Genomic DNA, 24,031 nt, shown 5'->3' with positions numbered 1-24,031 from the left:
GCCGGCGGCTAGACCTCCGAGCCGGGCTCGGCCGCCGTGCGGCCCAGCCGGACCCGGTTGCGGCCGGCCCGCTTCGCCGCGTACAGGGCGTAGTCGGCGACCTGCATGAGCTCCTCCAGCGACTCGCCGTCCTGTCCGGTGATCGCCACACCGACCGAGACCGACAGGTCGGTGATGGTCAGCGGCCCGCCGGGCAGGTCGACGGTCACGGCGAGCCCACGCACGGCGCGCCGGATCCGCTCGGCCGCGGCGTGCGCCAGCGTGCGGCCCTCCGGCCCGCGCGGCAGTCCGGCCAGCAGCACGACGAACTCCTCGCCGCCGAACCGGCCCACCGGGTCGACCTCGCGGACCTGCGCGGTCAGCGTCCGGGCCACCGCGGTGAGCACCTCGTCACCGGCCAGGTGGCCGTAGCCGTCGTTCACCGACTTGAAGTGGTCGAGATCGAGGATGAGCACGGCGACCGCGTCCCGGTGCCTGCGGCCGCGGGCGATCCCGCGGTGCGCGCGGCCCCGCCAGGCCGCGGCGGTGAGCAGCCCGGTCTTGGCGTCGGTGTTGGCGCGCTCCTCGAGCTGGCGGATCAGCACCGCGCGGTGCAGCACCAGCAGCGGCGGCAGCACGAGCAGCATCAGCAGCGGCTGGCGGAGCGCGGCGAGCGCCGCCAGCACGGCCAGGCACAGCGTGGCGCCCTCGAGGATGTGGTCGTCCCACTCCCCCAGCACGCCGCGCAGGGCGAACCGGCGCCCGGTCGTCAGGGCCAGCGCCAGTGCGACCAGCAGCTGGTTGACCACCACGTAGACGGCCATCGCGAGCAGCAGCAGGCCGGCCGCCGGGAGCATGCCGCCCGGCCCGGTGCCCGCCCCGGCGACCGTCTCCAGCCTGTGCGGCGCGACCAGCGTCGACGCGGCGATGGCGGCGAGCACAACCGTCGACGTGGTGTAGACGTGCCGGTAGAAGCCGGCGCCGGCGGGCCGCCAGACCCGCCACCACAGGTGGCTGTAGACGCCGATGACCACCACGCCGGCCAGCCCGGGCGGGAGCAGCAGCGCACCGGCGAACGTCCAGACGCTGGACAGGTCGAAGTAGGACGCGTGCGCCACCCGCCGCCGGACCCGTTCGATCCCGGTGGCGAGCTCGGTGTGCACCACCCCGAGCGCGATCAGGCCGAGCGTTCCGAGCGCGGCCAGGCCGGTCGAGCGGTCGGCGGGCAGCGCCGCCAGTCCGCCGACGACCAGCACGACGGTGAGCAGCTCGACGGTGAGCAGCACCAGGAGCATCGGCCTGGGCAGTTCCAGGGTCGGACAGCGGGGGTGCCGTCGTCGCTCTCCGGTCATCGGGCCGCTCCCCACAGTGACGCCGAACACACCTTAAATGAGACAGCGCGATCGATTTCTCGTGGTGGCGTCACCCGAACGGGTACACTGGTGACGAGTTGATCGCGCACAGTGATCCACCCCGGCACCTGTCGTACAGGAGGTGACGTCATGCGCAACCGTGGCTGGTGAGAACCGACGGAGCGACATCGGCTCCCGGGCGAGCCGGGACCCCGTTCCTGCGGGGTCACCCGGCTGCTCCCGGTTCGCCGACCGGCGAGCCCCCGACGAGCCTGCGCGCCCCGAGCGCCAGGAACACCCCGAGTACCCCGAAGATCCCCAGCGCGGTGGCCGGCTCGGTCCACTGCGCGAGCACCCCGCCGAGCAGCACCGCGGCCCCCTGGCTGCCGACCAGTCCGGACGCCGCGACACCGGTGGCCCGGCCGCGCACCGCGGTCGGCGTCTCCCGGGCGAAGCCGGCCTGAGCCTGCACCAGGCAGGCCGTCGCGCAGGCGCCGGACACGGCCCACAGCCCCACCGCGGACCAGAGCCCCGGTGCGAACGGGGTGAGCGCCAGCGGGACCGCCGCGCCGACCGCCAGCGGCACGATCCACCGTTCCCGGAAGCGCGCCGGGAGCACGAAGGCGAACAGCAGCGCGCCGATCACGCTGCCGGCCGGATCGGCGGCCATCAGCAGCCCGGTCGCCATCGGCCCGGCGCCGATCGCGACGGCGTAGGCCGCGGCGAGCGCCTCGGGCAGCACGTAGATCCCGATCAGCCAGGCGACCAGCACCAGGTAGCGGCGGCGCGGGTGCCGGAACACCAGTGAGAGCCCGGACCGGGCGCCCTCCAGCCAGCTCCCCGGCCCGGGATCCCGGTCCGGGTCCGGGTCCACGGAGCCGTCCCCGGCCCGCCGGACCGCCCAGCGCGAGCGCATCCCGAACCCGACGACGGCGGCGGACAGGGCGAAGGTGGCCGCGTCGACCAGCAGCGCGCCGGACGGCGTCAGCAGCGCCACCAGCACCCCGCCGGTGCCGAAGCCGACGACCTGCGCCACCTGCACCGAGACCTGGCGCAGCGCGATGCCGCGGGCCAGCAGCGCGCCCCCGAGGAGGTCCGGGAGCACCGCCGACCGGGCCACGTTGTGCGGCCCGCCGAGCAGCACGACGACGACCAGCAGCGCGCACAGCACCGGCAGCGGGAGCCCGGGCAGCGCCATCACCCCGACCAGCCCGGCCCGGACCAGATCGGTCGCCACCATCACCAGCCGGCGCGGGAACCGGTCGGCCAGCTGACCCAGCAGCAGGCCCCCGGCGAGCGCCGGCAGGAAGGTCAGCGCGTAGAATGTGGCGGACCAGGCCACCGAGCCGGTCCGCTCCAGCACCAGTACGGTGAGCGCGACGCGGGCGACCTGGTCCCCGGCCGCCGAGAGCATCTCGGCCGACCACAGCGCGCGGAAGTCGGGGACCCGGAACGGGCTCCCGGTCGTGGACGGCCCGGTGCCCCGGGGGCTCCCGGACGCCGCACTCCCCCCACTGCCGGTCACTGCCATCCGGTACGGATCCCTTCGACGAGCCATGGGAGGGTCCGGCGGTTTCTCCGCCCGTCGATCCGACTCGGATGCCGTCGGGCTCGGAAACGGCCACCGGGATTCTGGTCGAGCGTATGTACACGACCCGAAAACGTCAGGTCAGCGCGGGTGCGTACCGACGGACGGCAGCACGACGGCGACGAACGGCAACAACGGGTCGCATCCGGTTGCCCGATGGGGCGCACGACCGGACGGATGCACGGCCCGCCGTCGCCGGACGGGCCCGCGGACGGGCTGCGCCCGCCCGCGGGCCCGTCCGACCGGTCACTTCGGACTCACACCAGGCCCCTGACGTGCGAGATGTCGTTGACCGTACGGGCCTTTCGCATTCCGTCCCTGGCGCAGACGACCCGGGTCACGCCGACGTAGTCCAGCGGGAACGGCAACATCCGGTCGGTCCCCAGCACGGTCGCCAGGTAGGCGTTCACCACACCGGCGTGGGCGACGACGACGGCGGTCGCCCGGCCCGGATGGGCGGCGACGATCTCCTCGATCCCGGCCCGCACCCGGCCGACGAACCCGTCGACGTCGACGTGCGCGGGCAGGTGCCCGGCGCGCATCCGTTCCCAGGACTCCGGATCGGCCTCGGCCATCTGCGCGATCGGGACGTACTCGGTCCGCTCGGCGTCGAACTCGCGCAGGTCGGCCCGCGTGGTGGCGGTGAGCCCGCGGGCCGCGGCGAGCGGCGCCGCCGTCTGCACCGCGCGGCGCATCGTGCTGGTGTAGAGCGCGTCGACCGGCTCGCCGTCCAGCGCGGTGACCAGCCGTTCCGCCTGGGCGTGCCCCTCCGGTGTCAGGCCGGGATCGGCGAACGTGCCGTCGCCGTGCTCGACCCGTCGCGGGAGTGCGTGCCGGACCAGGATGAGCTGCACGGCCCGGTCAGGCCGGGACGTGGTCGCCGTGGCCGGCGGCGCGCAGCGCGCCGCGCAGCGCCTCGGCGTGCCCGTCCTGCTCGGCGGCGTCCACCGTCGCGGCGGCGTTGGCGAAGTCGAAGGACGCCATGTCCCAGGCCGGGAACACGTGCACGTGCAGGTGCGGGACCTCGAAGCCGGCCACCAGCAGGCCCACCCGCGGCGGGTCCCAGACGTCGCGCACCGCGCCGCCGACGGCGTGCGCCACCCGGGTGAGGTGCGCGTTCAGCTCCACGTCGGCGTCCACCCACCGGTCGACCTCGGTGCGCGGCACGACGAGCGTGTGGCCCGGGCCGAGCGGGTTGATCGAGAGGAAGGCCACGCACCGGTCGTCGGACCAGACGAACCGGCCGGGGATGTCGCCGTCGATGATCTTGGAGAAGACACTGGTCACGGGTCCGGACCCTAGTACGCCGGGCGACGGCCGGGCCGCGGCCATACGCTGACCCGCATGCCGCGCACCATCGCCACCGCCACCCGCGTCGAGCTCGACGAGCTGCTCGAGTTCGTCCGGCCGCGCCACCACATGGTGCTGCTGACCGCCCGCTCCGACGGCGGCGTGCAGGGGTCGCCGGTCACCGGCGGCGTCGACGACCGGGGCCGGATCGTGATCTCCACCTACCCGGAGCGGGCGAAGGCCACCAACGTCGGGCGGACCGGCACCGCCTCGGTGATCGTGCTGTCCGACGACTTCGGCGACGCCTGGGTCCAGGTCGACGGCGACGCCGAGCTGCTCACCCTGCCCGAGGCGCTGGAGCCGCTGGTCGACTACTTCCGGTCGATCTCCGGCGAGCACCCGGACTGGGAGGAGTACCGGCGCGCGATGGCCGACCAGGGCAAGGCCCTCATCCGGATCACCCCGACCCGCTGGAGCCCGGTCGCGACCGGCGGGTTCCCCGCCCGGCTCGCGGACACCTGAGCCCGGCTCCCGGCTCCGCGCGTCCCCCCTGGGACACTGGGCGGAGCCGAACGCACACCCAGCGCTGTGACGTGCACGTCACGCGGTCGCGGGTGACCCACGCGTCCCTGCGGCAACGGTGCCGGCCCCGATAGGTTTGAGCGCGCGCACGGCCGTCGGCCGCACGCGAGGAAAGGACCGCAGCATGCAGCCCTGGCCCGGGCACGCCTACCCGCTGGGCGCCAGCTACGACGGCACCGGCACGAACTTCGCCCTGTTCTCCGAGGTTGCCGAGGCGGTCGAGCTCTGCCTGTTCGACCCGGACCCGGACGACCCGGGCGCGCTGACCGAGACCCGGGTGAAGCTGACCGAGGTGGACGGCTTCGTCTGGCACGGCTACCTGCCCGGCGTCGAACCGGGCCGGCGCTACGGCTACCGGGTGCACGGCCCGTACGACCCGGCGCAGGGCCTGCGGTGCAATCCCAACAAGCTGCTCATCGATCCCTACGCCAAGGCCCTCGACGGCCCGGTGGACTGGGACGAGGCCGTCTTCGGCTACAACTTCGGCGATCCCGACTCGCGCAACGACACCGACTCCGCGGCGTTCGTCCCGAAGTCGGTCGTGGTGAACCCCTACTTCGACTGGGGCTCGGACCGCCCGCCGAAGATCCCGTACAACGAGACCGTCGTCTACGAGGCGCACGTCCGCGGGCTCACCACGCTGCACCCGGACGTCGAGGAGGAGCTGCGCGGCACCTACTCCGGCGTCGCGCACCCGGCGATGATCGAGCACTACCGCCGGCTCGGGATCACCGCCGTCGAGCTGATGCCGGTGCACGAGTTCGTGCAGGACCACCACCTCACCGAGAAGGGCCTGTCGAACTACTGGGGCTACAACACGATCGGCTTCCTGGCCCCGCACCACGCCTACTCGGCGGGCTCGGTCCGGTCCGGGTCGCAGGTCGCGGAGTTCAAGGCGATGGTGCGCGACCTGCACGACGCGGGCATCGAGGTGATCCTCGACGTCGTCTACAACCACACCGCCGAGGGCTCGGACATGGGGCCGACGCTGTCCATGCGCGGCATCGACAACCACGCGTACTACCGGCTGGTCGACGACGACCCCCGCTACTACATGGACTACACCGGCACCGGTAACTCGCTCAACGTCCGCAACCCGCACACCCTGCAGCTGATCATGGACTCGCTGCGCTACTGGGTCACCGAGATGCACGTCGACGGGTTCCGCTTCGATCTCGCCTCCACCCTGGCCCGCGAGTTCTACGACGTCGACCGGCTGTCGACCTTCTTCGACCTGGTCCAGCAGGACCCGGTGATCTCGCAGGTCAAGCTGATCGCCGAGCCGTGGGACGTCGGGCCCGGCGGCTACCAGGTCGGCAACTTCCCGCCGCTGTGGACCGAATGGAACGGCAAGTACCGCGACACCGTCCGCGACTTCTGGCGCGGTGAGGCCGGCTCGCTCGGCGAGTTCGCCTCCCGGATCACCGGCAGCTCCGACCTGTACCAGGCCGACGGCAGGCGGCCCTACGCCTCGATCAACTTCGTGACCGCGCACGACGGCTTCACCCTCGCCGATCTCGTCTCCTACAACGAGAAGCACAACGAGGCCAACGGCGAGGACGGCAACGACGGCGAGAGCCACAACCGCTCCTGGAACTGCGGCGTCGAGGGCCCCACCGACGACGAGGAGGTGCTCGAGCTGCGCGCCAGGCAGCAGCGCAACTTCCTCGCCACCCTGCTGCTCTCGCAGGGCACCCCGATGCTGCTGCACGGCGACGAGCTGGGCCGCACCCAGGGCGGCAACAACAACGTCTACTGCCAGGACAACGAGATCGCCTGGCAGGACTGGGAGCTCGGCGACAAGCACGACGACCTGGTCGGCTTCGTCTCCGGGGTGACCGCGCTGCGGCACGCGCACCCGGTGTTCCGGCGCCGCCGGTTCTTCGCCGGCAAGCCGATCGGCCGGTCCTCGGCCGACGACGCGATCGCCGACATCGGCTGGTTCACCCCGGCCGGGCGGGAGATGCGCGAGGAGGACTGGGACAACGAGCTCGGCCGCGCCGTCGTCGTGTTCCTCAACGGCGAGCAGATCGCCGACGTCGACCAGCGCGGGCAGCGGATCACCGACGACTCGTTCCTGCTGTGCTTCAACTCCTACTGGGAGGACATCGACGCCACCCTGCCGCCGGCCGAGTTCGGTGCGGCCTGGGAGACCGTCGTCGACACCCACTCGGGAGAGGTGCACCCGCCGGCCGGTGCCGGCCACGGCGGCGCCGACCTCGATCCGGTCTCCGCGGGCTCGGTGCTCACCCTGCCCGCCCGTTCCCTGCTCGTCCTGCGATCGAAGGTCTGAGGCGCACCGCATGAACCGCCTTCCGGGTTCCACCTACCGGCTGCAGTTCTCCCGGGACCACACGTTCACCGACGCCCGGGCGCTGACCGGCTACCTGGACCGGCTCGGCGTCGGCGCGCTGTACGCGTCACCGCTGCTGGCGTCGGGGACCGGCTCGAACCACGGCTACGACGTCGTCGACCCGACCCGGATCTCCGCCGAGCGCGGCGGCGAGGACGGGCTGCGCGCGCTGCTCGCGACGCTGCGCGAGCGCGGCCTCGCGCTGCTGCTCGACATCGTCCCCAACCACGTCGGGGTCGCGACGCCCGCCGAGAACCCGTGGTGGTGGGACGTGCTGATGCACGGGCCCGCGTCGCGCTGGGCGGGCCACTTCGACATCGACCGGGGCGCCGGGCCGCTGCTGATCCCGGTGCTCGACGCCGACGAGGACGACGCGCTGCAGAAGCTGACCGTCGTCGGGGACGAGCTGCACTACTTCGAGCACCGCTTCCCGATCGCGCCCGGCACCGGCGAGGGGTCCGCGCAGGAGGTGCACGAGCGGCAGCACTACCGGCTGGTGTCCTGGCGGCGCGGCGCCGCCGAGCTGACCTACCGGCGGTTCTTCGACGTCTCCGATCTCGCCGCGGTCCGGGTCGAGGACCCACAGGTCTTCGCCGACACCCACGCGGCCGTGCTGCGGCTGCTGCGCGAGCACGACACGATCATCGGCCTGCGCGTCGACCATCCCGACGGCCTGTCCGATCCCGGCGGCTACCTGCGCAGGCTCCGGTCGGAGATCGGGCCGTGGAAGTGGCTGCTGGTGGAGAAGATCCTCGGCGTCGGCGAGGACCTCCCGGCCTCCTGGCCGGTCGACGGCACCACCGGCTACGAGGCGCTGCGCGAGGTGTGCGGGGTGTTCGTCGACCCGGACGGCGCCGGGCTGCTCACCCAGTTCGCCGCCGAGCACACCGGGGAGAAGCGCTCCGCGCACTCCGTCGAGGACGACGGGCGCCACCTGGTCGTCGGGCAGATCCTGGTCGCCGAGGTGCAGCGGATCGCCGACGCGTTCCGGGCCGGCCCGGGCGCCGACGCCGGGCTCACCGGCGTCGACCTGACGACGGTCACCGCCGCGGACCTGCACGACGCCGTCGGCGAGCTGCTGTGCGGGTTCCCGGTGTATCGGTCCTACCTCACCCCGGCGATCGCCGAGGGGCGCGCCGCCGCGGACGTCGCGGTCGGCGTCGCCCGGACCCGGCGGCCCGATCTCGCGGCGCTGCTCACCGGGCTGTACCGGGGGCTGGTCGACGACCCGGGCTCGGAGTACGCGACCCGGCTGCAGCAGACCTCCGGGATGGTCACCGCGAAGGGCGTCGAGGACACCGCGTTCTACCGGTACAACCGGCTCGTCGCGCTGAACGAGGTCGGCGGCGACCCGGCCCGGTTCGGCGTCTCCGTGCCCGAGTTCCACGCCGGGCTCGCGCACCGCGAGGCCGGCCGGTCGCGCACCATGACCACGCTGTCCACGCACGACACCAAGCGCTCCGAGGACGTCCGCGCCCGGCTCGCCGTGCTCGCCGAGCGGCCCGCCGACTGGGCGGACCGGGTGCGCCGCTGGTCGGTGCGCCATCCGCTGCCGGACCGGTCGCTGGAGCTGCTGGCCTGGCAGTCGCTGGTCGGGGCGTGGCCGATCCCGGCCGACCGGCTCGCCGGCTACCTGAAGAAGGCGGCGAAGGAGGCGAAGCTCGTCACCTCGCACGTCGACGCGGACGCCGACGCGGACGCCGCGATCGCGGACTGGCCCTCGGCGGTGCTCGCCGACACCGAGCTGGTCGAGGAGATCGAGGCGTTCGTCGCCGGGATCGCCGGGCCCGGCCGGTCGAACTCGCTCGGCCAGAAGCTGCTGCAGATGGCCGGACCGGGTGTGCCGGACGTCTACCAGGGCACCGAGCTGTTCGAGTACTCGCTGGTCGACCCGGACAACCGGCGGCCGGTCGACTTCGGTGCCCGGGACCGGCTGCTGGAGCGCATCGACGCCGGCTGGCAGCCGCCGGTGGACGCCGACGGCGGGGCGAAGCTGCTGGTCACGGCGGCGGCGGCGCGGCTGCGCCGGTTCCGGCCGGAGCTGTTCAGCGGCTACGGGCCGCTGCCAGCGCAGGGTGCGGCCGCGGAGCACGCCGTCGCGTTCTCCCGGGGCGGCGGCGCGCTGGTGGCCGTCGCGACCCGGCTGCCGGAGGGGCTCGACCGGCGCGGCGGGTGGGGCGACACCACGCTGCCGCTGCCCGGCGGGTTCGACGACTGGCACGACATGATCGCGAACCGGCCGGTGGGGAGCGCGGCGCCCCGGCTCGGGGAGCTGCTGGACCGCTACCCGGTCGCGCTGCTGGTCCGCCCGGCCTGAGTCCCGCGACGCCGGGCGCGGCGGGCCGCCGCGCCCGGCCGGCTCAGACCTCGTCGTCGCCGATCACGTGCACCGCGGCCTCCTCGGCGGACGCCCCGGCGCCGTCGATGCCCGCATCGCCCGCGGTGAGGTCCTTGGTGCCGCCCTCGCTGCCGTCGAAGGTCGGATCGTCGACGGTCAGCCGGCCCGCCCGGCGGTCGCCGACCTCGTCGTCACGCAGCTCGCCGTCGGTGTCGGTCGCGTCACCGAGGTACTCCCCGTCGCGTCGTCGACGTCGCGCCGGTCGTCCGGCTCGGCGGCCGGGTCGGTGGCGTTCCACGGATCGGGCTCCTCGTCGGCGAGGCGCTCGTCGAGGGTCTCGTGGTCGCGGTCGTTCCACGGGCGTTCCGGCGGCGAGTAGCCCTCGTCCAGGACGTCGGTGAGGCCGCTGCCGTCGAGCGTGTCCTCGGGCTGGAGCTGGGCGTACTGGTCGAGGTCGCCGACCTCGACGCCGGAGTCCGGGTCCGTCATCGGTGCAGCGTAGAACGATCCGCGGCGCGGCGTGAGGGGCCCCACCCCGGCCCGGGCGGGCGCGAACCCGGCCCGGTGCGGAAGGATCGGCGTCCGTGACGGAGTTCGCCGTGTGGGCCCCCGACAGGAACCGTGTCAGCGTCGTGATCGGCGAGGACCGGATCGCGCTGGATCCGGCCCCCGGCGGGTGGTGGCGGACCGAGCTGCCCGACCACGGGCACGGCACCGACTACGCCTTCGTCGTCGACGACGACCCGGCCCCGCTGCCCGACCCGCGTTCGGCCTGGCAGCCGGGCGGGGTGCACGGCCGCTCCCGGGTGTACGAGCACGACACCTTCTGGTGGACCGACGACGGCTGGACCGGCCGGGCGCTCGCCGGGGCGGTGCTCTACGAGTGCCACATCGGCACCTTCACCGACGGCGGCACCTTCGACACCGCGATCGGGCGGCTGGACCATCTCGTCTCGCTCGGCGTCGACCTGGTCGAGGTGCTGCCGGTGAACGCCGTCGACGGCCCGGTGAACTGGGGGTACGACGGCGTCGGCTGGTACGCCGTCACCGAGAACTACGGCGGCCCGGAGGCGTTCAAGCGGTTCGTCGACGCCTGCCACGCCCGCGGGCTCGGCGTGCTGCTCGACGTCGTCTACAACCACCTCGGCCCGTCCGGCGCCTACCTGGACCGGTTCGGCCCGTACTTCGCCGGCTCGAACATCTGGGGCCCGTCGCTGAACCTGGACGGCGCCGGGTCCGACGAGGTCCGCCGGTTCGTGATCGACAACGCGCTGATGTGGCTGCGCGACTTCCACGTCGACGGGCTGCGGATCGACGCGGTGCACGCGCTGCGCGACACCCGCGCCCAGCACGTCCTCGAGCAGCTCGCGATCGAGGTCACCGCGCTGGAGGCGCACGTCGGGCGGCCGCTGTCGCTGATCGCCGAGTCCGACCTGAACGACCCGCGGATGATCACCGCGCGGGAGGGCGGCGGGTACGGCCTGGACGCCCAGTGGGCCGACGACGTGCACCACTGCCTGCACGCCGTGCTCACCGGCGAGGGCCAGGGCTACTACGGCGACTTCGCCGAGGCCGGGCTGGACGGGCTGGCCCACGTGCTGACCCGCGGGTTCCTGCACGAGGGCACCTGGTCGTCGTTCCGCGGGCGCAGCCACGGCGCCCCGATCGACACCGCCCGCATCCCGGGCAGCCGGCTCGTCACCTACCTGCAGAACCACGACCAGATCGGCAACCGCGCCACCGGCGACCGGCTCACCCACACGCTCTCCCCCGGGCTACTGGCCTGCGGGGCGGCGCTGCTGTTCACCTCGGCGTTCACCCCGATGCTGTTCATGGGCGAGGAGTGGGGCGCCCGCACGCCGTGGCAGTTCTTCTCCCGGTTCCCCGATCCCGGCCTGCAGCAGGCGGTCCGCGACGGGCGGCGCGCGGAGTTCGCCGACCACGGCTGGTCCGACGCCGACGAGGTGCCGGACCCGAACGCCGAGTCCACCTTCGCCGACTCGACGCTCGACTGGTCCGAACCCGAGCAGGAGCCGCACGCCACCCTGCTGCGGATGCACCGCGAGCTGATCGCGCTGCGCCGGGCCTGGCCGGAGCTGTCCGATCCGTGGCTGGACTCGGTCGGCGTCGACGTGCACGCGCACGCGCGCACGCTGGTGGTGAACCGGGGCTCGATGCGGCTCGTGGTGAACCTCGGCCCGGAGCCGGTCACGCTGTCGCTGGGCGCGACGATCACCCGGATCCTGCTCGCCTCGGAGCCGACCCGCAGCGCCGACGACTCGTTCACCGTGCCCGCGGAGGCGTTCGCGATCTGCCGCATCGCGGGGTAGCGGGTCACCCGTTCGAGGGACGTCGTTCCACACAGCGCCGGACGTTCGACACCGATCGTCCACATCGGGCTGACACGGTCACGGGGGTCGCAAGGACGCGGTCCGCCGACCGTGTCCCCCGACCCGCCGTGAGGTCCGATGACGTCCACCATCACCCGCTCCGACGTGACGGCGCGGGACCGGCCGGTGCCGCGCCGGCGCCGCTTCAGCGGGCGTGACCGGCACGACTTCTGGGTGTTCCTGGCGCTGGTGGCGCCGAACGTCGCGCTGATCGTGGTGTTCGCCTACCGGCCGGTGATCGAGAACGTCCGCTACTCGCTGCTCGACTGGACACTCGGGTCGTCGACGGCGAGCTGGGCCGGGCTCGACAACTACGTCCGGTTCCTGACCTCGCCGTCGTCCTGGACGATCCTGTGGACGACGCTGGTGTTCACCGTCGTCACCGTCGGCGGGTCGATGGTGCTGGGCCTGTTCGTCGCGCTGGCGCTGAACCGGCGGGTGCCCGGCACCGGCCTCGCGCGGGCCGCGGTGTTCTCGCCGTACGTGCTGTCCGGCGTCGGCGTCGGCCTGGTGTGGCTGTTCGTGTTCGACCCGACGATCGGCGTGCTCGGCGCGGTGCTGCGCGCCCTGGGCGGCACCGCCCCGGACTTCTTCAACGACCCCACGCTGTCGCTGGTCATGATCTGCGTGGTCTACGTCTGGAAGAACATGGGCTACGCCGCCGTGATCTACCTGGCCGGGCTGCAGTCGATCCCGCGCGACCTGCTGGAGGCGGCCGCGCTGGACGGCGCCGGACCGGTCCGGGCGTTCGTCCGGGTGGTGCTGCCGCTGCTGTCGCCGACGACGTTCTTCCTGCTGGTCACCAGCGTGCTGAACTCGCTGCAGGCGTTCGACCTGATCCGGATCATGACCCCGCTCGGCAACGGCACCACGACGCTGATCTACGAGGCGTACCTGCAGGCGTTCGGCGGGTACAACCGGGCCGGGTACTCGGCGGCGGTCTCGACGATCCTGTTCGTGCTGCTCGTGGTGTTCACCATGGTGCAGCTGCGCTGGCTGGAGAAGCGGGTGCACTACGCATGAGCACCCCCGCCGCACCCCGCGGGGCGCTGTCCGCCCGCAGCCTGCTCGACGCCGCGCTGTCCGCCTACCTGCCGCTGCTGCTCGCGGTGCTGGTGGTGGCGTTCCCGCTGGTCTGGATGGCGCTGACCTCGATCAAGCCGCTGCCCGAGATCATCACCCGGACCCCGACGCTGCTGCCGCTCGACCCGACCTGGGAGAACTACGCGACGGCGGCCGAGCGGCTCCCGTTCAGCCGGGTGTTCGCGAACTCGGTGCTGGTCACCGCGGTCGGCTCGGTGATCAAGGTGGCGCTGGCCGTGTGCACCGCCTACGGGCTGGTGTTCGTCCGGTTCCCCGGCCGGAACCTGATCTTCGCCGGGCTGCTGGTGACGCTGATGGTGCCGCCGCAGGTCGCGCTGCTGCCGAACTACACGCTGATCACCTCGCTGGGCGGGGCGGACACCTACTGGGGGATCGTCCTGCCCGGTCTCGGCACCGCGTTCGGCACGTTCCTGCTCCGCCAGCACTTCCGGACGATCCCGCCGAGCCTGGTCGAGGCCGCCGAGCTCGACGGCGCCGGGCACTGGCGGCGGCTCACCCGGGTGGTGCTGCCGGTGTCCGCGCCGACCGTCGCGACCGTCGGGCTGATCACCATCGTGTCCGAGTGGAACGACTACCTCTGGCCGCTGGTGATCATCTCCCGGCCGGAGATGATGACCCTCCCGGTCGGGCTCACCCTGCTGTCCAACGTGGACAACCGGGCCGCCGCCTACGGCCAGCTGATGGCCGGGTCGGTGGCCGTGATCGTCCCCGTGCTGATCGTCTTCATCGCCCTGCAACGGCACGTCATCGCCGGACTCACCCAGGGCGCCGTCAAGGACTGAGCGGAACCGCTCCCCCGCCACCACCCGTCATCCCGGAAAGAGGACCCTGACATGACCCTGTCCGTCGACCGCCGCTCGTTCCTGAGGTTCGCCGGCATCGCCGGGGCCGCCGCCGCACTCGCGGCCTGCGGCGGGCCCTCCACCTCCGGCGGCGACGACGCCGCCGCGACCGACATCGACTACACGGGGCTGCAGCCGGCGAGCGAGATCACCTGGTGGTCGAACAACCCGGGCGGCTCGGAGGCCGTCTCCCGGCAGATCATCGAGGCGTTCCACCGGGAGCACCCCGGCATCCGGGTCGACCTGGTGACCGCGGGCACCAACTACGAGGAGATCGCGCAGCGGTTCCAGACCGCGCAGGCCGGCGGCACGCTGCCCGATCTGGTCGTGCTGTCCGACGTCTGGTGGTTCCGCTACTACATGCAGCGCTCGATCGTGCCGATGGACCCGCTGATCGACGCGGTCGGCATCGACACCGCCGACTACCGCGAGCAGCTGATCGAGGACTACCGCTACGACGGCAGGCTGTGGGCGCTGCCGTGGGCCCGCTCGACGCCGCTGTTCTACTACAACAAGGCGCACTGGGCGGCCGCCGGACTGCCCGACCGGGCCCCCGGGACCTGGGCCGAGCTGGGCGAGTGGGGTCCGCGGCTGCAGGCCGCCGGCACCGGGGTGCAGAAGGCGTTCCAGCTGCCCGCGCTCGCCGACTACGCCGGCTGGACCTTCCAGAACAACCTGTGGGGTGAGGGTGGCGGTTTCAGCCGGGACTGGGAGGTCACCTGCGACGCCCCGGAGGCGGTGCGGGCGATCCGGTTCCTCGCCGACGCGGTGTACACCGGCGGCTGGGCCGGTGTCGCGGCCACCGAGTCCACCACCGATCTCGCGGCGGGTGCGGCGTCGGCCACCGTCGGTTCGACCGGCAGCCTGGTCACCATCCTCGACGCCGCCGACTTCGAGCTCGGCGCCGGCTTCCTGCCCGCCGGGCCGGTCGCCGGGCCGGTCTGCCCGACCGGCGGCGCCGGGCTCGGGATCCCGGCCGGGATCGAGCCGGAACGGCAGCTCGCGGCGGCCACCTTCGTCAAGTTCCTGACCTCGCCGGAGAACGCGGTGCTGCTCTCCCGGGCGACCGGCTACCTGCCGATCCGCACCTCCTCGGACACCTCGGCGCTGCTCGCCGAGTCGCCGCTGCGGCGGATCGCGATCGATCAGCTGGAGGTCACCCGCACCCAGGACCGGGCCCGGGCGTTCTTCCCCGGCGCGGACCAGGAGATCGCCCGGACCTGCGCGAACATCCTGAACCAGCGCGCCGACGTGGCCGCCGAGCTGAGCACGCTGAAGGGCACCCTGCAGGGCATCCACGACGCCGACGTGGCCCCGAACCTCTGATGGCGACGGTCAGCTTCGAGGGCGCCACCCGGATCCACCCCGGCGCGGCGGCGCCCGCCGTCGACCGGCTCGACCTGCAGATCGCCGACGGCGAGTTCCTGGTGCTGGTCGGCCCGTCCGGCTGCGGGAAGTCGACGTCGCTACGGATGCTCGCCGGCCTGGAGGACGTCGACGCCGGCACCGTGCGGATCGGCGGGGAGGACGTCACCGACGTCCGGCCGCGGGACCGGGACATCGCGATGGTGTTCCAGAACTACGCGCTCTACCCGCACATGACGGTCGCGGCGAACATGGGCTTCGCGCTCACCAACGCCGGACGGCCGCGGGCCGAGATCGACCGGCGGGTGCGCGAGGCCGCGGCGATCCTGGACCTGCTGCCGCTGCTGGACCGCAAGCCGCGGGCCCTGTCCGGCGGGCAGCGGCAGCGGGTGGCGATGGGCCGGGCCATCGTCCGGGAGCCGGCCGTGTTCTGCATGGACGAGCCGCTGTCCAACCTGGACGCGAAGCTGCGGGTATCGACGCGCACACAGATCGCCGGGCTGCAGCGCAGACTCGGGATCACCACCGTCTACGTCACCCACGACCAGGTGGAGGCGATGACGATGGGCGACCGGGTCGCCGTACTTGACCGCGGGGTGCTGCAGCAGTGCGCGTCCCCGCGGGAGCTGTACGCCCGGCCGGCGAACGCGTTCGTCGCCGGGTTCGTCGGGTCGCCCGCGATGAACCTGGTGACGGTCCCGGTCGACGGCGACGCGGTGTCGCTCGGTGGGGTGCGGATCGCGCTGCCGCGGCCGGGTTCCGGGGCTCGCCGGGGTGCCGGGGCTCGCCCGGGTGCCGGGGCACGCCCGGGTGCCGGGGCCGATGGCGACCCGACCGGGGCCCGCGCCGGGACCGAGGTCCGGGCGGCCGCGACGGTGACCGTCGGGATCCGCCCGGAGCACCTGGTCCCGGCCACCGGGGCCGACGCGCTGGAGGTGACCGTCGACGTCGTCGAGGAGCTGGGCGCGGACGCCTACGTGTACGGCAGCCTCACCGGATCCGGCACCCCGCTCGTCGTCCGGGTGGACCCGCGCACCCCGCCCGACCGGGGTGCGCGGCTCCGGCTGGTCCCGGACCCGGCCCACACCCACCTGTTCGACGGCGCCACCGGGCAGCGACTCGGCTGACGTCCACACACCCGGGCCCCGGTTCGCACCCGCCGCGACGGGTGTGAACCGGGGCGAAGGGGTGCGAACCAGGGCCGCCCCAGCCGCTGCACACCCCTCCACCTCGCCGCACACTTGCTGCAACGGGTGTGCGGCGGGGCGGAGGGGTGTGCAGCGCGCAGCCGGGCGCTGCGCGGCGGTCGGCCGCGATCACGCCGGTGCGGGTGATCGCGGCCGGGGTCGGGGCTGTGCCCTCGGTAAGTCCACACAGGGCGGCGGTTCTCCGACGCTCTACGCGACCGACCAGGGCAGCTACGTGGTGCAGGGCTGGCGCGTGCCCGGGAGCGGGGACCGCATCGAGATCCCGCACCGGCTGCTCGGCCATGCCGAGCCCGACACGTACCTCGGTGCGTCCCTCACCGATACCGGGCGCGGCAGCTTCCTGTTGTCCGGCCGGGCGGTGACCGACCGCGAGACGTTGTCGCAGATGGATGTCCCGGGTCACGAGGCGGTCGTCGAGGTACCGACGAACTGGAGGTCCGGGGCCGTGCAGCTGGTGCAGGGTGAGGCGTTCGATCAGCTGTTCCGGTCGTTCGCACGCAGCGCCTTCCACCTGGAGGTCGAGGACACCTACCGGACGCCTGACGAGGCAGGGCCGTTCGCGGCCTTCCTCGCGGGCCGGCCCGACGATCTGCACTGGCACCGCGCGTGGCTCGATCCGGTCCGCGACGTCGTGTCGGGCGGACGGAGCGTCGCGCGGGTACGGGTGGTGACCGTTCCGCACGTCGACTACACGCGGTGGGGGCTCACCATCGCCCCGCACAACATCGCCGCAGGTGAGGACGTGCGCTGGCTGCCCCGGCAGCTCGTCGCCGGTGACGAGCTGACCACCGACGACTTCTGGCTCTTCGACGACGAGCGGGTGGCGTTCACCGTGTTCGAACCGGATGGCCGCTTCGCCGGAGGGGCGACCACGGAGGACCCGGTGATCGTCGACCGGTGCCGGCGGGCGCGTGATCGCGCGTGGGATCTGGCGATTCCCCACGAACGGTACGTCGCGCGTGGCCGGCGCACGGGGTAGACCTCGGCGGTGACCAGTTCGGTTCGGGAGGCGCGGGAGGCGCTCGGCCGGCGGCTGCGCGAGCTGCGCACGGACGCCGGTCTCAGCGGCCGGGGGCTCGCCGAGCTGTCCGGATGGCACGGCTCGAAGGTCTCGAAGATCGAGTACGGCAGGCAGGCGCCGTCCGAGGACGACATCCGGGCCTGGTGCCGGCACACCGGCTCGTCCCGGGAGCTCGCCGATCTCGTCGCGAGCCTGCGCTCCATCGACGCCATGTATCTCGAGTGGCGGCGGACGCTCGGCACCGGGACCCGGCGGCGGCAGCGGGCCTCACTGAAGCGGGAGGGCGACGCCCGGCTGCTGCGCTGGTACGAGCCGGTTCTCGTCCCGGGGTTGCTGCAGACGGCCGAGTACGCCGAGGCGGTCCTCCGGCAGGTGATCGAGTTCTACGGTGTGCCCGACGACGTCGCCGGCGGGGTCGCCACTCGCATGCAACGCCAGCAGGTGCTCTACCGCGGCGGCCGCCGTTTCGTGTTCGTGCTCGCCGAGCAGGCACTGCGGACCACGGTCGGCGACGACGACGTGATGGCCGGCCAGCTCGATCGGCTGCTCGCCGTCATGTCGACGGCGCGGGTCGTCGTCGGGATCGTCCCCGCGTCGGCGCCGTACCGGGTGCCGACCAATCAGTTCATCCTGTTCGACGACCGCACGGTCAACGTGGAGACCGTCTCGGCCGAGTTGACGATCACCCAGCCACGGGAGATCGCGCTCTACGCCGCCGCCTTCGAACAGATCTGGGCGCAGGCCACCACCGGCGACGCCGCCCGAACCCTCATCCGATCGGCCCTGCAACAACGCAACCCCACCTGACCCGCGCCCCCGGTTGCCCCACACCCCTGCACCTCGCCGCACACCTGCTGCAACGGGTGTGCGGCGGGGCGGACGGGTGTGCGGCGTTGCCGGGCGCTCGCGCCCGAGGTCGGACCGGTGGGGTCTGCGTCAGAGCAGGCCGAGCTTCTGCACGGCGTCGCGCTCCTCGCCCAGCTCGGCGACGCTCGCGTCGATCTTCGACCGCGAGAAGTCGTCGATCTCCAGGCCCTGGACGATCTTCCACTCGCCGCTCTCGGAGGTCACCGGGAACGAGGAGATGAGGCCCTCGGGCACACCGTAGGAGCCGTCCGACGGGATCGCGGCGGAGGTCCAGTCGCCGGCCGGGGTGCCGTTGACCCAGTCGTGGACGTGGTCGATGGCGGCGTTCGCGGCCGACGCGGCGGAGGAGGCACCGCGCGCCTCGATGATCGCCGCACCGCGCTTGGCGACGGTCGGGATGAAGTCGTTCTCCAGCCACTCCCGCTCGACCTGCTCGGCGGCGATCTTGCCGCCGACCTCGGCGTGGAACAGGTCCGGGTACTGGGTCGCCGAGTGGTTGCCCCAGATGGTGAGCTTCTTGATCTCGTCCAGCTGGACGCCGAGCTTCTTGGCGAGCTGGGCCAGCGCGCGGTTGTGGTCCAGGCGGGTCATCGCGGTGAACCGCTCGGCCGGGACGTCCGGCGCGGCGGCCTGGGCGATCAGGGCGTTGGTGTTGGCCGGGTTGCCGACGGCGAGGACGCGGATGTCGCTCGCGGCGCCGTCGTTGATGGCCTTGCCCTGCGGGCCGAAGATCCCGCCGTTGGCCTCGAGCAGGTCGCCCCGCTCCATGCCCTTGGTACGCGGGCGGGCACCGACCAGCAGCGCGACGTTGGCGCCGTCGAAGGCGGCCTTCGCGTCGTCGTAGATGTCGATGCCGCGCAGCAGGCCGAAGGCGGAGTCGTCGAGCTCCATCGCGGTGCCCTCGGCGGCCTTGACGGCCTGCGGGATCTCCAGCAGGTTCAGCTTCACCGGGGTGTCGGACCCCAGGAGCTGACCGGAGGCGATCCGGAAGAGCAGCGCGTAACCGATCTGGCCAGCGGCTCCGGTGACGGTGACGGTAACTGGGGTAGCAGACACGGGCGGGACCCTAGCCCTGTGCGCCGCGGATCGCCGCGACGGGGAGCACAGGGATCGCTCCAGGTGTCCGGAACCACACCCGGTAGCGTCGACTCGGTGCGTGCACTCCCGGTGGCGAGGCGTTCCGCGGCCCCGGACCTGGCCCGCGGGGCCGCACTGCTGCTGATCGCGGTGGCGAACACGCACACCTTCGTGCACGACCGCGGGATCGGCGTCCGCGGCTACCCGCAGGACCTGTCCGGTGCCGACGCCGCGGTCGCCGCGGTGCAGCTGATGCTGGTCGACGGCCGGGCCTATCCGTTGTTCGGCGTGCTGTTCGGCTACGGCATCGCGGTGCTCGCCCGGCGCCGGACCGGGCCGGGGCAGGTCGCCGGGGAGGCGGTCGTCGCGCTGGCCCGCCGCCGCGGTGCGGCACTGTTCGGGATCGGTGCGGTGCACGCGATCCTGCTGTGGTCCGGCGACATCGTCGCCGCCTACGGCCTGCTGGCGATGCTGCTGGCCGGGCTGCTGGTGCGCGGGAGCACCGCCGCGCTGGCCGGGACCGCCGCCGGGACGATCGCGGTCAGCTGCCTGCTGTACCTGCCGGTCGCGACGACCAGCGTGGACGTCGCGTCCGGCACGCCGTCGACGGTGACCGATTCGGCCACGGCGGCCCTGACCGCGCGGTTCGGCGAGTGGCTCTTCGGGTTCCTCCCGATCAACGCGCTCGCGCTCGCCGGGGCGGTCGCGGTCGGCGTGCTGCTGGCCCGCGCCGGCTGGCTGGACGACCCGGTCAGGTACCGCGGGCAGCTGGCCCGCACCGCCGCCGCCGGGATCGCGGCCGGGATCCTGGGCGGCATCCCGCTGGCGCTGATCGCCGCCGGGATATGGGTGCCGGGCACGGCCGCCGGGCTGGTCGCGGGGCCGGTCCAGGCGCTGTCCGGCTACGCCGCCGGGATCGGGTACGCGGCCGCCGCCGGGCTGGTCGCGGCCCGCTGGGCCGGGCGCGGCGGGCCGGGGCCGGTGGGGGCGGCGCTGCTGGCCACCGGGCAGCGGTCGCTGTCGGCCTATCTCGCCCAGTCGATCGCCTTCGTCGCGCTGTTCCCGGCGTGGACGCTCGGGCTCGGGTCCGGGCTGCCGGTGTGGGCGGCGACCCTGTGCGGGCTCGGGGTGTGGGTGGTGACGGTGCTGGTGGCCGCCGCCTCGGACCGGGCCGGTCTGCGCGGACCGGCCGAGACGGCGCTGCGCGCGCTCACCTACGGCCGGGCCGCCGGGCGCGCATCCTGAACGCGGGCCCGACGGCCCGGATGCCGACCGGCCGTACCGACGGGGATCCCGGGCGGTGGGTGGGAGCGCTACCGTCCGGGGGTGGGCGAGGAGCGCGACCCCTGGCAGGGCGCACCGGGCTGGTCCGGGGTGGACCCCGACCGGCTGGCCCCGCACGAGCCGATGCCGGGGGCGCCGCCGTACCCGCCGGGGATCGCCCCGGAGCCGGCCGCACCCACCGCACCGGCCGGTGCCGGCCCGGCACTCCCCCGCTGCCTCGCCGCGCCGGCCGGCTGGGTCGCCGTGGCACTGCTCGTGGCCGTGGTGACCGGGGTGGGTTCGTGGCCGCTGCGCGGGTTCGCGCTCGTGCTGCCGTGGCTGGCCACCGCGGCGGTGCTGGTGTTCCCGGCCCGCCGGGGGGCCGGCCCCGGCCTGCTGGTGGCGCTCGCGTCCGGACCGTTCTGGCTGCTGCACGCGCTCGCCGTGGGCCTGCTCGGCTGGTGACCTCCCCCCGGCGTCAGCGGGCCGGCGGGATGTTCGCGTTCCGGGCGAAGACGTTGTCCGGGTCGTACACGGCCTTGATCGCCGCCAGCCGGTCGTACCGGTCGCCGTAGGTCGCCCGGGTGCGCGGGGCGTCGTCGGCCATCATCGAGTTGACGTAGACGCCGCCGCCGATCGCGTGCGGCAGCAGGCCGGCGTGCAGGTCGCGCACCCAGGCCGTCTCGGTGGGCAGCCCGGCGGCGTCCGGGGACGCGCCGACGACGAACGCGCCGAGCCGCGGGGTGCGGTCGCCGCCGAAGGCCGTCGCGTCGTCGGGCACCTCGCAGTAGGCGCCGTCGAGCGTGTAGAGGTGCACCAGCGACAGCGGCGACACCTTCCGGCAGGCGTGCTCGGCCAGCGTCTCGATCGCCCGGTCCGGGAGCCCGGGCAGGTAGCAGCCCTTCTCGTACCAGTGCACGCCCCAGGCGTTGGCCTCATCGAACATCTGCTGCAGCGCGGTGAACGGCATCGGGGTGCGGAACTCGAACAGCGGGGCGGGTGCGGCGGCCAGGATCCGGTCGCGGGCGGCGTCGGCGTCCGGGTCCGGCTGCTCACCACTGGTCCCCACGACGACGAGCGCCCAGCCGGTCCCGCCCTGCACGTCCGCGGGCACGAACGGGGCGGGCGGCGCCGTCAGGCAGATGATCTGGAACCCGAGGGTGGGCGGGAGCCCGGGGAGCAGGTCGCGGGCCAGGCGCAGCACGGCGGCGCCGTCGTCGAGCCGGAAGAAGGTCATGCCGAACGACACCAGCGGCCCGACCGGCACCGCCGAGAACTCGAACTCGGTGACGATCCCGAAGTTCCCGCCGCCGCCGCGCAGCGCCCAGAACAGGTCCGGGAGCTCGTCGGCCGAGGTGCGGACCACCCGCCCGTCGGCCAGCACGACCTGCGCACCGAGCAGGTGGTCGACGGTCAGCCCGGCCCGGCGGGTCAGCCAGCCCATCCCGCCGCCGAGCGCGAGGCCGCCGATCCCGGTGTGCCCGACCTCCCCGGCGGGGACGGCGAGCCCGTGCTCCTGGCAGGCCGCGTCCATGTCGCGCAGCAACGCCCCGCCGCCGACCCGGGCACGCCGGGCCGCCGGATCGACGACCACCTCGTTCAGCGCGGCCAGGTCGATCACCAGCGTCCCGTCGCCCACCGACAGCCCGGCCGAGCTGTGTCCGCCGGCCCGCACCGACAGCGGCAACCCGTTGCGCCGGGCGTGGTCGAGGGCGACGACGACGTCCTCGACCCCGGCGCAGCGGGCGACCGCCACCGGCCGGTGGTCGATCGAGCCGTTCCACACCCGGCGGGCCTCGTCGTAGCCGGGATCGGCCGGGGTGACGACGTCACCGGCCATCCGTGAGCGCAGCTCCCCGAGGTGGTCGACGGTCGCTGTCATGGCGTCCTCCGTGGCGTCGGCGGTGTGCCGGACACCGTCGCGTCACGCCCCGCCGCTGTCACGGGAGCGGGGTGGATTTCGCCACGGTTGACGAGTCACGCCTCGCTGACGAGCTTGCTGAACAGGTAGTCGTCCACCCCCTCGGTACCGCCCTCCGAGCCGTACCCGCTCGACTTGATCCCGCCGAACGGGGTCTCCGGGGCGGTCAGCATGAAGTGGTTGACGGCGAGCATCCCGGCCTCGATGCCCTCCGAGACGGCGTGCGCGGTGGACCGGTCCGCGGTGAAGGCGTACGACGCCAGCCCGTACGGCACCCGGTTCGCAGCGGCCAGTCCCTCGTCGAGGTCGTCGAAGGACACCGCGACCGCGAGCGGACCGAACGGCTCCTCCCGCATCACCCGGGCCTGCGGTGCGACGCCGGTCAGCAGGGTCGGTTCCCAGAAGTGGCCGCCCGCACCGGGCAGCGGTCCGCCACCGGTGACGATCTCGGCGCCGTGCTCCACCGCGTCGGCGACCAGCGCGGCCATCGCGGGCGGCCGTCGTTCGTGGGCCAGCGGGCCCATCGTGGTGTCCGGATCCAGGCCGTCGCCGGGGCGGACCGTCCCGATCGCCGCGGCGAACCGGTCGGTGAACTCGTCGTACACCCCGGACTGGACGAGGAAGCGGGTCGGCGCGATGCAGATCTGGCCCGCGTTGCGGAACTTCGCCGCGACCGCCAGCCGGACGGCCTTCTCCAGGTCGGCGTCGTCGAACACCAGCACGGGGGCGTGCCCGCCCAGCTCCAGGGTCACCCGCTTCACGTCCTCGGCCGCGAGCGCCGCGATCTGCCTGCCGACCGCGGTCGATCCGGTGAAGGTGACCTTGCGGATGTGCGGGGAGCGGATCAGCCGGGTCGACACCGACGCCGGATCGCCGAACACGACGGAGAGGACGCCGGCGGGCAGCCCGGCGTCGACCAGCGCACCGGCCAGCGCCAGCGCGGTGGCCGGGGTCTGCTCGTCCGGCTTGATCACCATGGTGCAGCCGGTGGCGAGCGCCGCACCGATCTTGCGGGCCGGGATGGTGATCGGGAAGTTCCACGGTGTGAACGCGGCGACCGGGCCGACCGGCTTGCGCAGCACCAGCTGCCGCACGCCCGGCAGCCGGGCCGGGACCACCCGGCCGTAGACCCGCCTGCCCTCCTCGGCGAACCAGTCCAGGATGTCCGCGGCGCCGCGCACCTCGACGGTCGCCTCGGCGACCGGCTTGCCCTGTTCCAGGGTGGTGGCCCGGCCGATCTCGGCGGCCCGCTCGCGGAGCAGCTCGGCGGCCCGGCGCAGCACCGCGTACCGGTCGTAGGCGGGGGTCGCCGCCCAGCCGGGGAAGGCCGCGGCGGCCGCCTCGCACGCCTCGTCCAGGTCGTCGTCGCCGGCGAGCGGCAGCTCACCCACCGCGGCCCCGGTCGCCGGGTTCAGCACCGGCCGCACCGTCCGCCCAGCACCACTGCGTGGTGTCCCCGCCACCAGCAGGGACAGCTCCGGGTAGTCCATG

21 protein-coding genes are annotated in these 24,031 nt (G+C 73.7%); 12 read left to right on the top strand and 9 right to left on the bottom strand.

What is annotated here, in order from left to right; genetic code table 11:
• Positions 1-8: 8 nt before the first annotated feature.
• The 4 genes from ACVJO7_RS10055 to ACVJO7_RS10040 form a co-directional block, all read right to left on the bottom strand.
• The gene (locus tag ACVJO7_RS10055; RefSeq protein ID WP_491672630.1) at positions 9-1,274 is read right to left on the bottom strand and encodes a GGDEF domain-containing protein; all 1,266 of its coding nucleotides are present in this window, start codon (positions 1,272-1,274) and stop codon (positions 9-11) included.
• Between the two features lie 283 nt (positions 1,275-1,557).
• Positions 1,558-2,856 (bottom strand): MFS transporter, encoded by a 1,299-nt coding sequence (locus ACVJO7_RS10050; protein ID WP_491672629.1) that lies wholly within the window; start codon positions 2,854-2,856, stop codon positions 1,558-1,560.
• A 320-nt stretch (positions 2,857-3,176) separates the two neighbouring features.
• Positions 3,177-3,773: a histidine phosphatase family protein gene (locus ACVJO7_RS10045; RefSeq protein WP_491672628.1), complete on the bottom strand. Its 597-nt coding sequence runs from the start codon at positions 3,771-3,773 to the stop codon at positions 3,177-3,179.
• Between the two features lie 7 nt (positions 3,774-3,780).
• Positions 3,781-4,206 (bottom strand): HIT family protein, encoded by a 426-nt coding sequence (locus ACVJO7_RS10040; RefSeq protein WP_344019013.1) that lies wholly within the window; start codon positions 4,204-4,206, stop codon positions 3,781-3,783.
• A gap of 57 nt (positions 4,207-4,263) precedes the next feature.
• On the opposite strand from ACVJO7_RS10040, the gene ACVJO7_RS10035 reads away from it, so the two are divergent.
• The 3 genes from ACVJO7_RS10035 to treY all read left to right on the top strand — a co-directional run bounded on the left by ACVJO7_RS10035 (position 4,264) and on the right by treY (position 9,461).
• Complete coding sequence (locus ACVJO7_RS10035; RefSeq protein ID WP_491672627.1) at positions 4,264-4,731, top strand: PPOX class F420-dependent oxidoreductase; 468 nt, start codon at positions 4,264-4,266, stop codon at positions 4,729-4,731.
• Positions 4,732-4,915: 184 nt separating this feature from the next.
• Positions 4,916-7,084: a glycogen debranching protein GlgX gene (gene glgX / locus ACVJO7_RS10030; RefSeq protein ID WP_344019009.1), complete on the top strand. Its 2,169-nt coding sequence runs from the start codon at positions 4,916-4,918 to the stop codon at positions 7,082-7,084.
• A 10-nt stretch (positions 7,085-7,094) separates the two neighbouring features.
• Positions 7,095-9,461, top strand: a complete 2,367-nt coding sequence (gene treY / locus ACVJO7_RS10025; protein WP_491672626.1) for a malto-oligosyltrehalose synthase — start codon at positions 7,095-7,097, stop codon at positions 9,459-9,461.
• A gap of 43 nt (positions 9,462-9,504) precedes the next feature.
• On the opposite strand, the gene ACVJO7_RS10020 is transcribed toward treY, so the two are convergent.
• Positions 9,505-9,642 carry a DUF5709 domain-containing protein gene (locus ACVJO7_RS10020; RefSeq protein ID WP_491672707.1) on the bottom strand — a complete coding sequence of 46 codons (138 nt, stop codon included), beginning with the start codon at positions 9,640-9,642 and terminating at the stop codon, positions 9,505-9,507.
• Positions 9,639-9,971: a hypothetical protein gene (locus ACVJO7_RS10015; protein ID WP_491672713.1), complete on the bottom strand. Its 333-nt coding sequence runs from the start codon at positions 9,969-9,971 to the stop codon at positions 9,639-9,641. Before ACVJO7_RS10015 ends, ACVJO7_RS10020 begins: the two co-directional genes overlap by 4 nt.
• Before the next feature lie 95 nt (positions 9,972-10,066).
• Here ACVJO7_RS10015 and treZ point away from each other — a divergent pair, with 95 nt between their 5' ends.
• The 7 genes from treZ to ACVJO7_RS09980 all read left to right on the top strand — a co-directional run bounded on the left by treZ (position 10,067) and on the right by ACVJO7_RS09980 (position 18,219).
• The gene (treZ, locus tag ACVJO7_RS10010) at positions 10,067-11,812 is read left to right on the top strand and encodes a malto-oligosyltrehalose trehalohydrolase (protein WP_491672625.1); all 1,746 of its coding nucleotides are present in this window, start codon (positions 10,067-10,069) and stop codon (positions 11,810-11,812) included.
• Positions 11,813-11,950: 138 nt separating this feature from the next.
• A complete protein-coding gene (locus ACVJO7_RS10005; RefSeq protein WP_491672624.1) occupies positions 11,951-12,895 on the top strand; it encodes a carbohydrate ABC transporter permease in 945 nt (314 codons plus the stop codon).
• Entirely contained in the window at positions 12,892-13,758 is an 867-nt protein-coding gene (locus ACVJO7_RS10000; protein WP_491672623.1) for a carbohydrate ABC transporter permease, read from the top strand. The genes ACVJO7_RS10005 and ACVJO7_RS10000 overlap by 4 nt, the downstream gene beginning before the upstream one ends.
• 51 nt (positions 13,759-13,809) lie before the next feature.
• Positions 13,810-15,144: an ABC transporter substrate-binding protein gene (locus tag ACVJO7_RS09995; protein WP_491672622.1), complete on the top strand. Its 1,335-nt coding sequence runs from the start codon at positions 13,810-13,812 to the stop codon at positions 15,142-15,144.
• Positions 15,144-16,310: an ABC transporter ATP-binding protein gene (locus ACVJO7_RS09990; RefSeq protein ID WP_491672621.1), complete on the top strand. Its 1,167-nt coding sequence runs from the start codon at positions 15,144-15,146 to the stop codon at positions 16,308-16,310. Before ACVJO7_RS09995 ends, ACVJO7_RS09990 begins: the two co-directional genes overlap by 1 nt.
• A gap of 439 nt (positions 16,311-16,749) precedes the next feature.
• Positions 16,750-17,370 (top strand): DUF6879 family protein, encoded by a 621-nt coding sequence (locus ACVJO7_RS09985; RefSeq protein WP_491672620.1) that lies wholly within the window; start codon positions 16,750-16,752, stop codon positions 17,368-17,370.
• 9 nt (positions 17,371-17,379) lie between these two features.
• On the top strand, positions 17,380-18,219 hold the full coding sequence (locus ACVJO7_RS09980) for a helix-turn-helix domain-containing protein (RefSeq protein WP_491672619.1): 840 nt from the start codon (positions 17,380-17,382) through the stop codon (positions 18,217-18,219).
• 129 nt (positions 18,220-18,348) lie between these two features.
• Here ACVJO7_RS09980 and ACVJO7_RS09975 read toward each other — a convergent pair whose 3' ends face one another.
• Positions 18,349-19,335, bottom strand: coding sequence for a malate dehydrogenase (locus tag ACVJO7_RS09975; protein WP_491672618.1), 987 nt, complete (start codon positions 19,333-19,335; stop codon positions 18,349-18,351).
• Positions 19,336-19,431: 96 nt separating this feature from the next.
• Here ACVJO7_RS09975 and ACVJO7_RS09970 point away from each other — a divergent pair, with 96 nt between their 5' ends.
• Together ACVJO7_RS09970 and ACVJO7_RS09965 are read left to right on the top strand one after the other, a co-directional pair.
• Positions 19,432-20,601, top strand: a complete 1,170-nt coding sequence (locus ACVJO7_RS09970; RefSeq protein WP_491672617.1) for a DUF418 domain-containing protein — start codon at positions 19,432-19,434, stop codon at positions 20,599-20,601.
• 81 nt (positions 20,602-20,682) lie between these two features.
• Positions 20,683-21,084 carry a hypothetical protein gene (locus tag ACVJO7_RS09965; RefSeq protein ID WP_491672616.1) on the top strand — a complete coding sequence of 134 codons (402 nt, stop codon included), beginning with the start codon at positions 20,683-20,685 and terminating at the stop codon, positions 21,082-21,084.
• Positions 21,085-21,097: 13 nt separating this feature from the next.
• On the opposite strand, the gene ACVJO7_RS09960 is transcribed toward ACVJO7_RS09965, so the two are convergent.
• Positions 21,098-22,501: an FAD-binding oxidoreductase gene (locus tag ACVJO7_RS09960; RefSeq protein WP_491672615.1), complete on the bottom strand. Its 1,404-nt coding sequence runs from the start codon at positions 22,499-22,501 to the stop codon at positions 21,098-21,100.
• Between the two features lie 95 nt (positions 22,502-22,596).
• Entirely contained in the window at positions 22,597-24,030 is a 1,434-nt protein-coding gene (locus ACVJO7_RS09955) for an NAD-dependent succinate-semialdehyde dehydrogenase (protein WP_491672614.1), read from the bottom strand.
• Position 24,031: the final 1 nt, after the last annotated feature.

This window comes from Pseudonocardia sp. DxW (assembly GCF_058448985.1).
This window is presented reverse-complemented; position numbering and strand designations above follow the sequence as displayed.

Excerpts from the sequence above, each read along its gene's own strand:
- ACVJO7_RS10055 (WP_491672630.1), bottom strand. The coding sequence starts at position 1,274 with ATGCTCCTGGTGCTGCTCACCGTCGAGCTGCTCACCGTCGTGCTGGTC.
- ACVJO7_RS10035 (WP_491672627.1), top strand. The coding sequence starts at position 4,264 with ATGCCGCGCACCATCGCCACCGCCACCCGCGTCGAGCTCGACGAGCTG.
- glgX (WP_344019009.1), top strand. The coding sequence starts at position 4,916 with ATGCAGCCCTGGCCCGGGCACGCCTACCCGCTGGGCGCCAGCTACGAC.
- treY (WP_491672626.1), top strand. The coding sequence starts at position 7,095 with ATGAACCGCCTTCCGGGTTCCACCTACCGGCTGCAGTTCTCCCGGGAC.
- ACVJO7_RS10015 (WP_491672713.1), bottom strand. The coding sequence starts at position 9,971 with ATGACGGACCCGGACTCCGGCGTCGAGGTCGGCGACCTCGACCAGTAC.
- ACVJO7_RS10005 (WP_491672624.1), top strand. The coding sequence starts at position 11,951 with ATGACGTCCACCATCACCCGCTCCGACGTGACGGCGCGGGACCGGCCG.
- ACVJO7_RS10000 (WP_491672623.1), top strand. The coding sequence starts at position 12,892 with ATGAGCACCCCCGCCGCACCCCGCGGGGCGCTGTCCGCCCGCAGCCTG.
- ACVJO7_RS09995 (WP_491672622.1), top strand. The coding sequence starts at position 13,810 with ATGACCCTGTCCGTCGACCGCCGCTCGTTCCTGAGGTTCGCCGGCATC.
- ACVJO7_RS09990 (WP_491672621.1), top strand. The coding sequence starts at position 15,144 with ATGGCGACGGTCAGCTTCGAGGGCGCCACCCGGATCCACCCCGGCGCG.
- ACVJO7_RS09960 (WP_491672615.1), bottom strand. The coding sequence starts at position 22,501 with ATGACAGCGACCGTCGACCACCTCGGGGAGCTGCGCTCACGGATGGCC.
- ACVJO7_RS09955 (WP_491672614.1), bottom strand. The coding sequence starts at position 24,030 with ATGGACTACCCGGAGCTGTCCCTGCTGGTGGCGGGGACACCACGCAGT.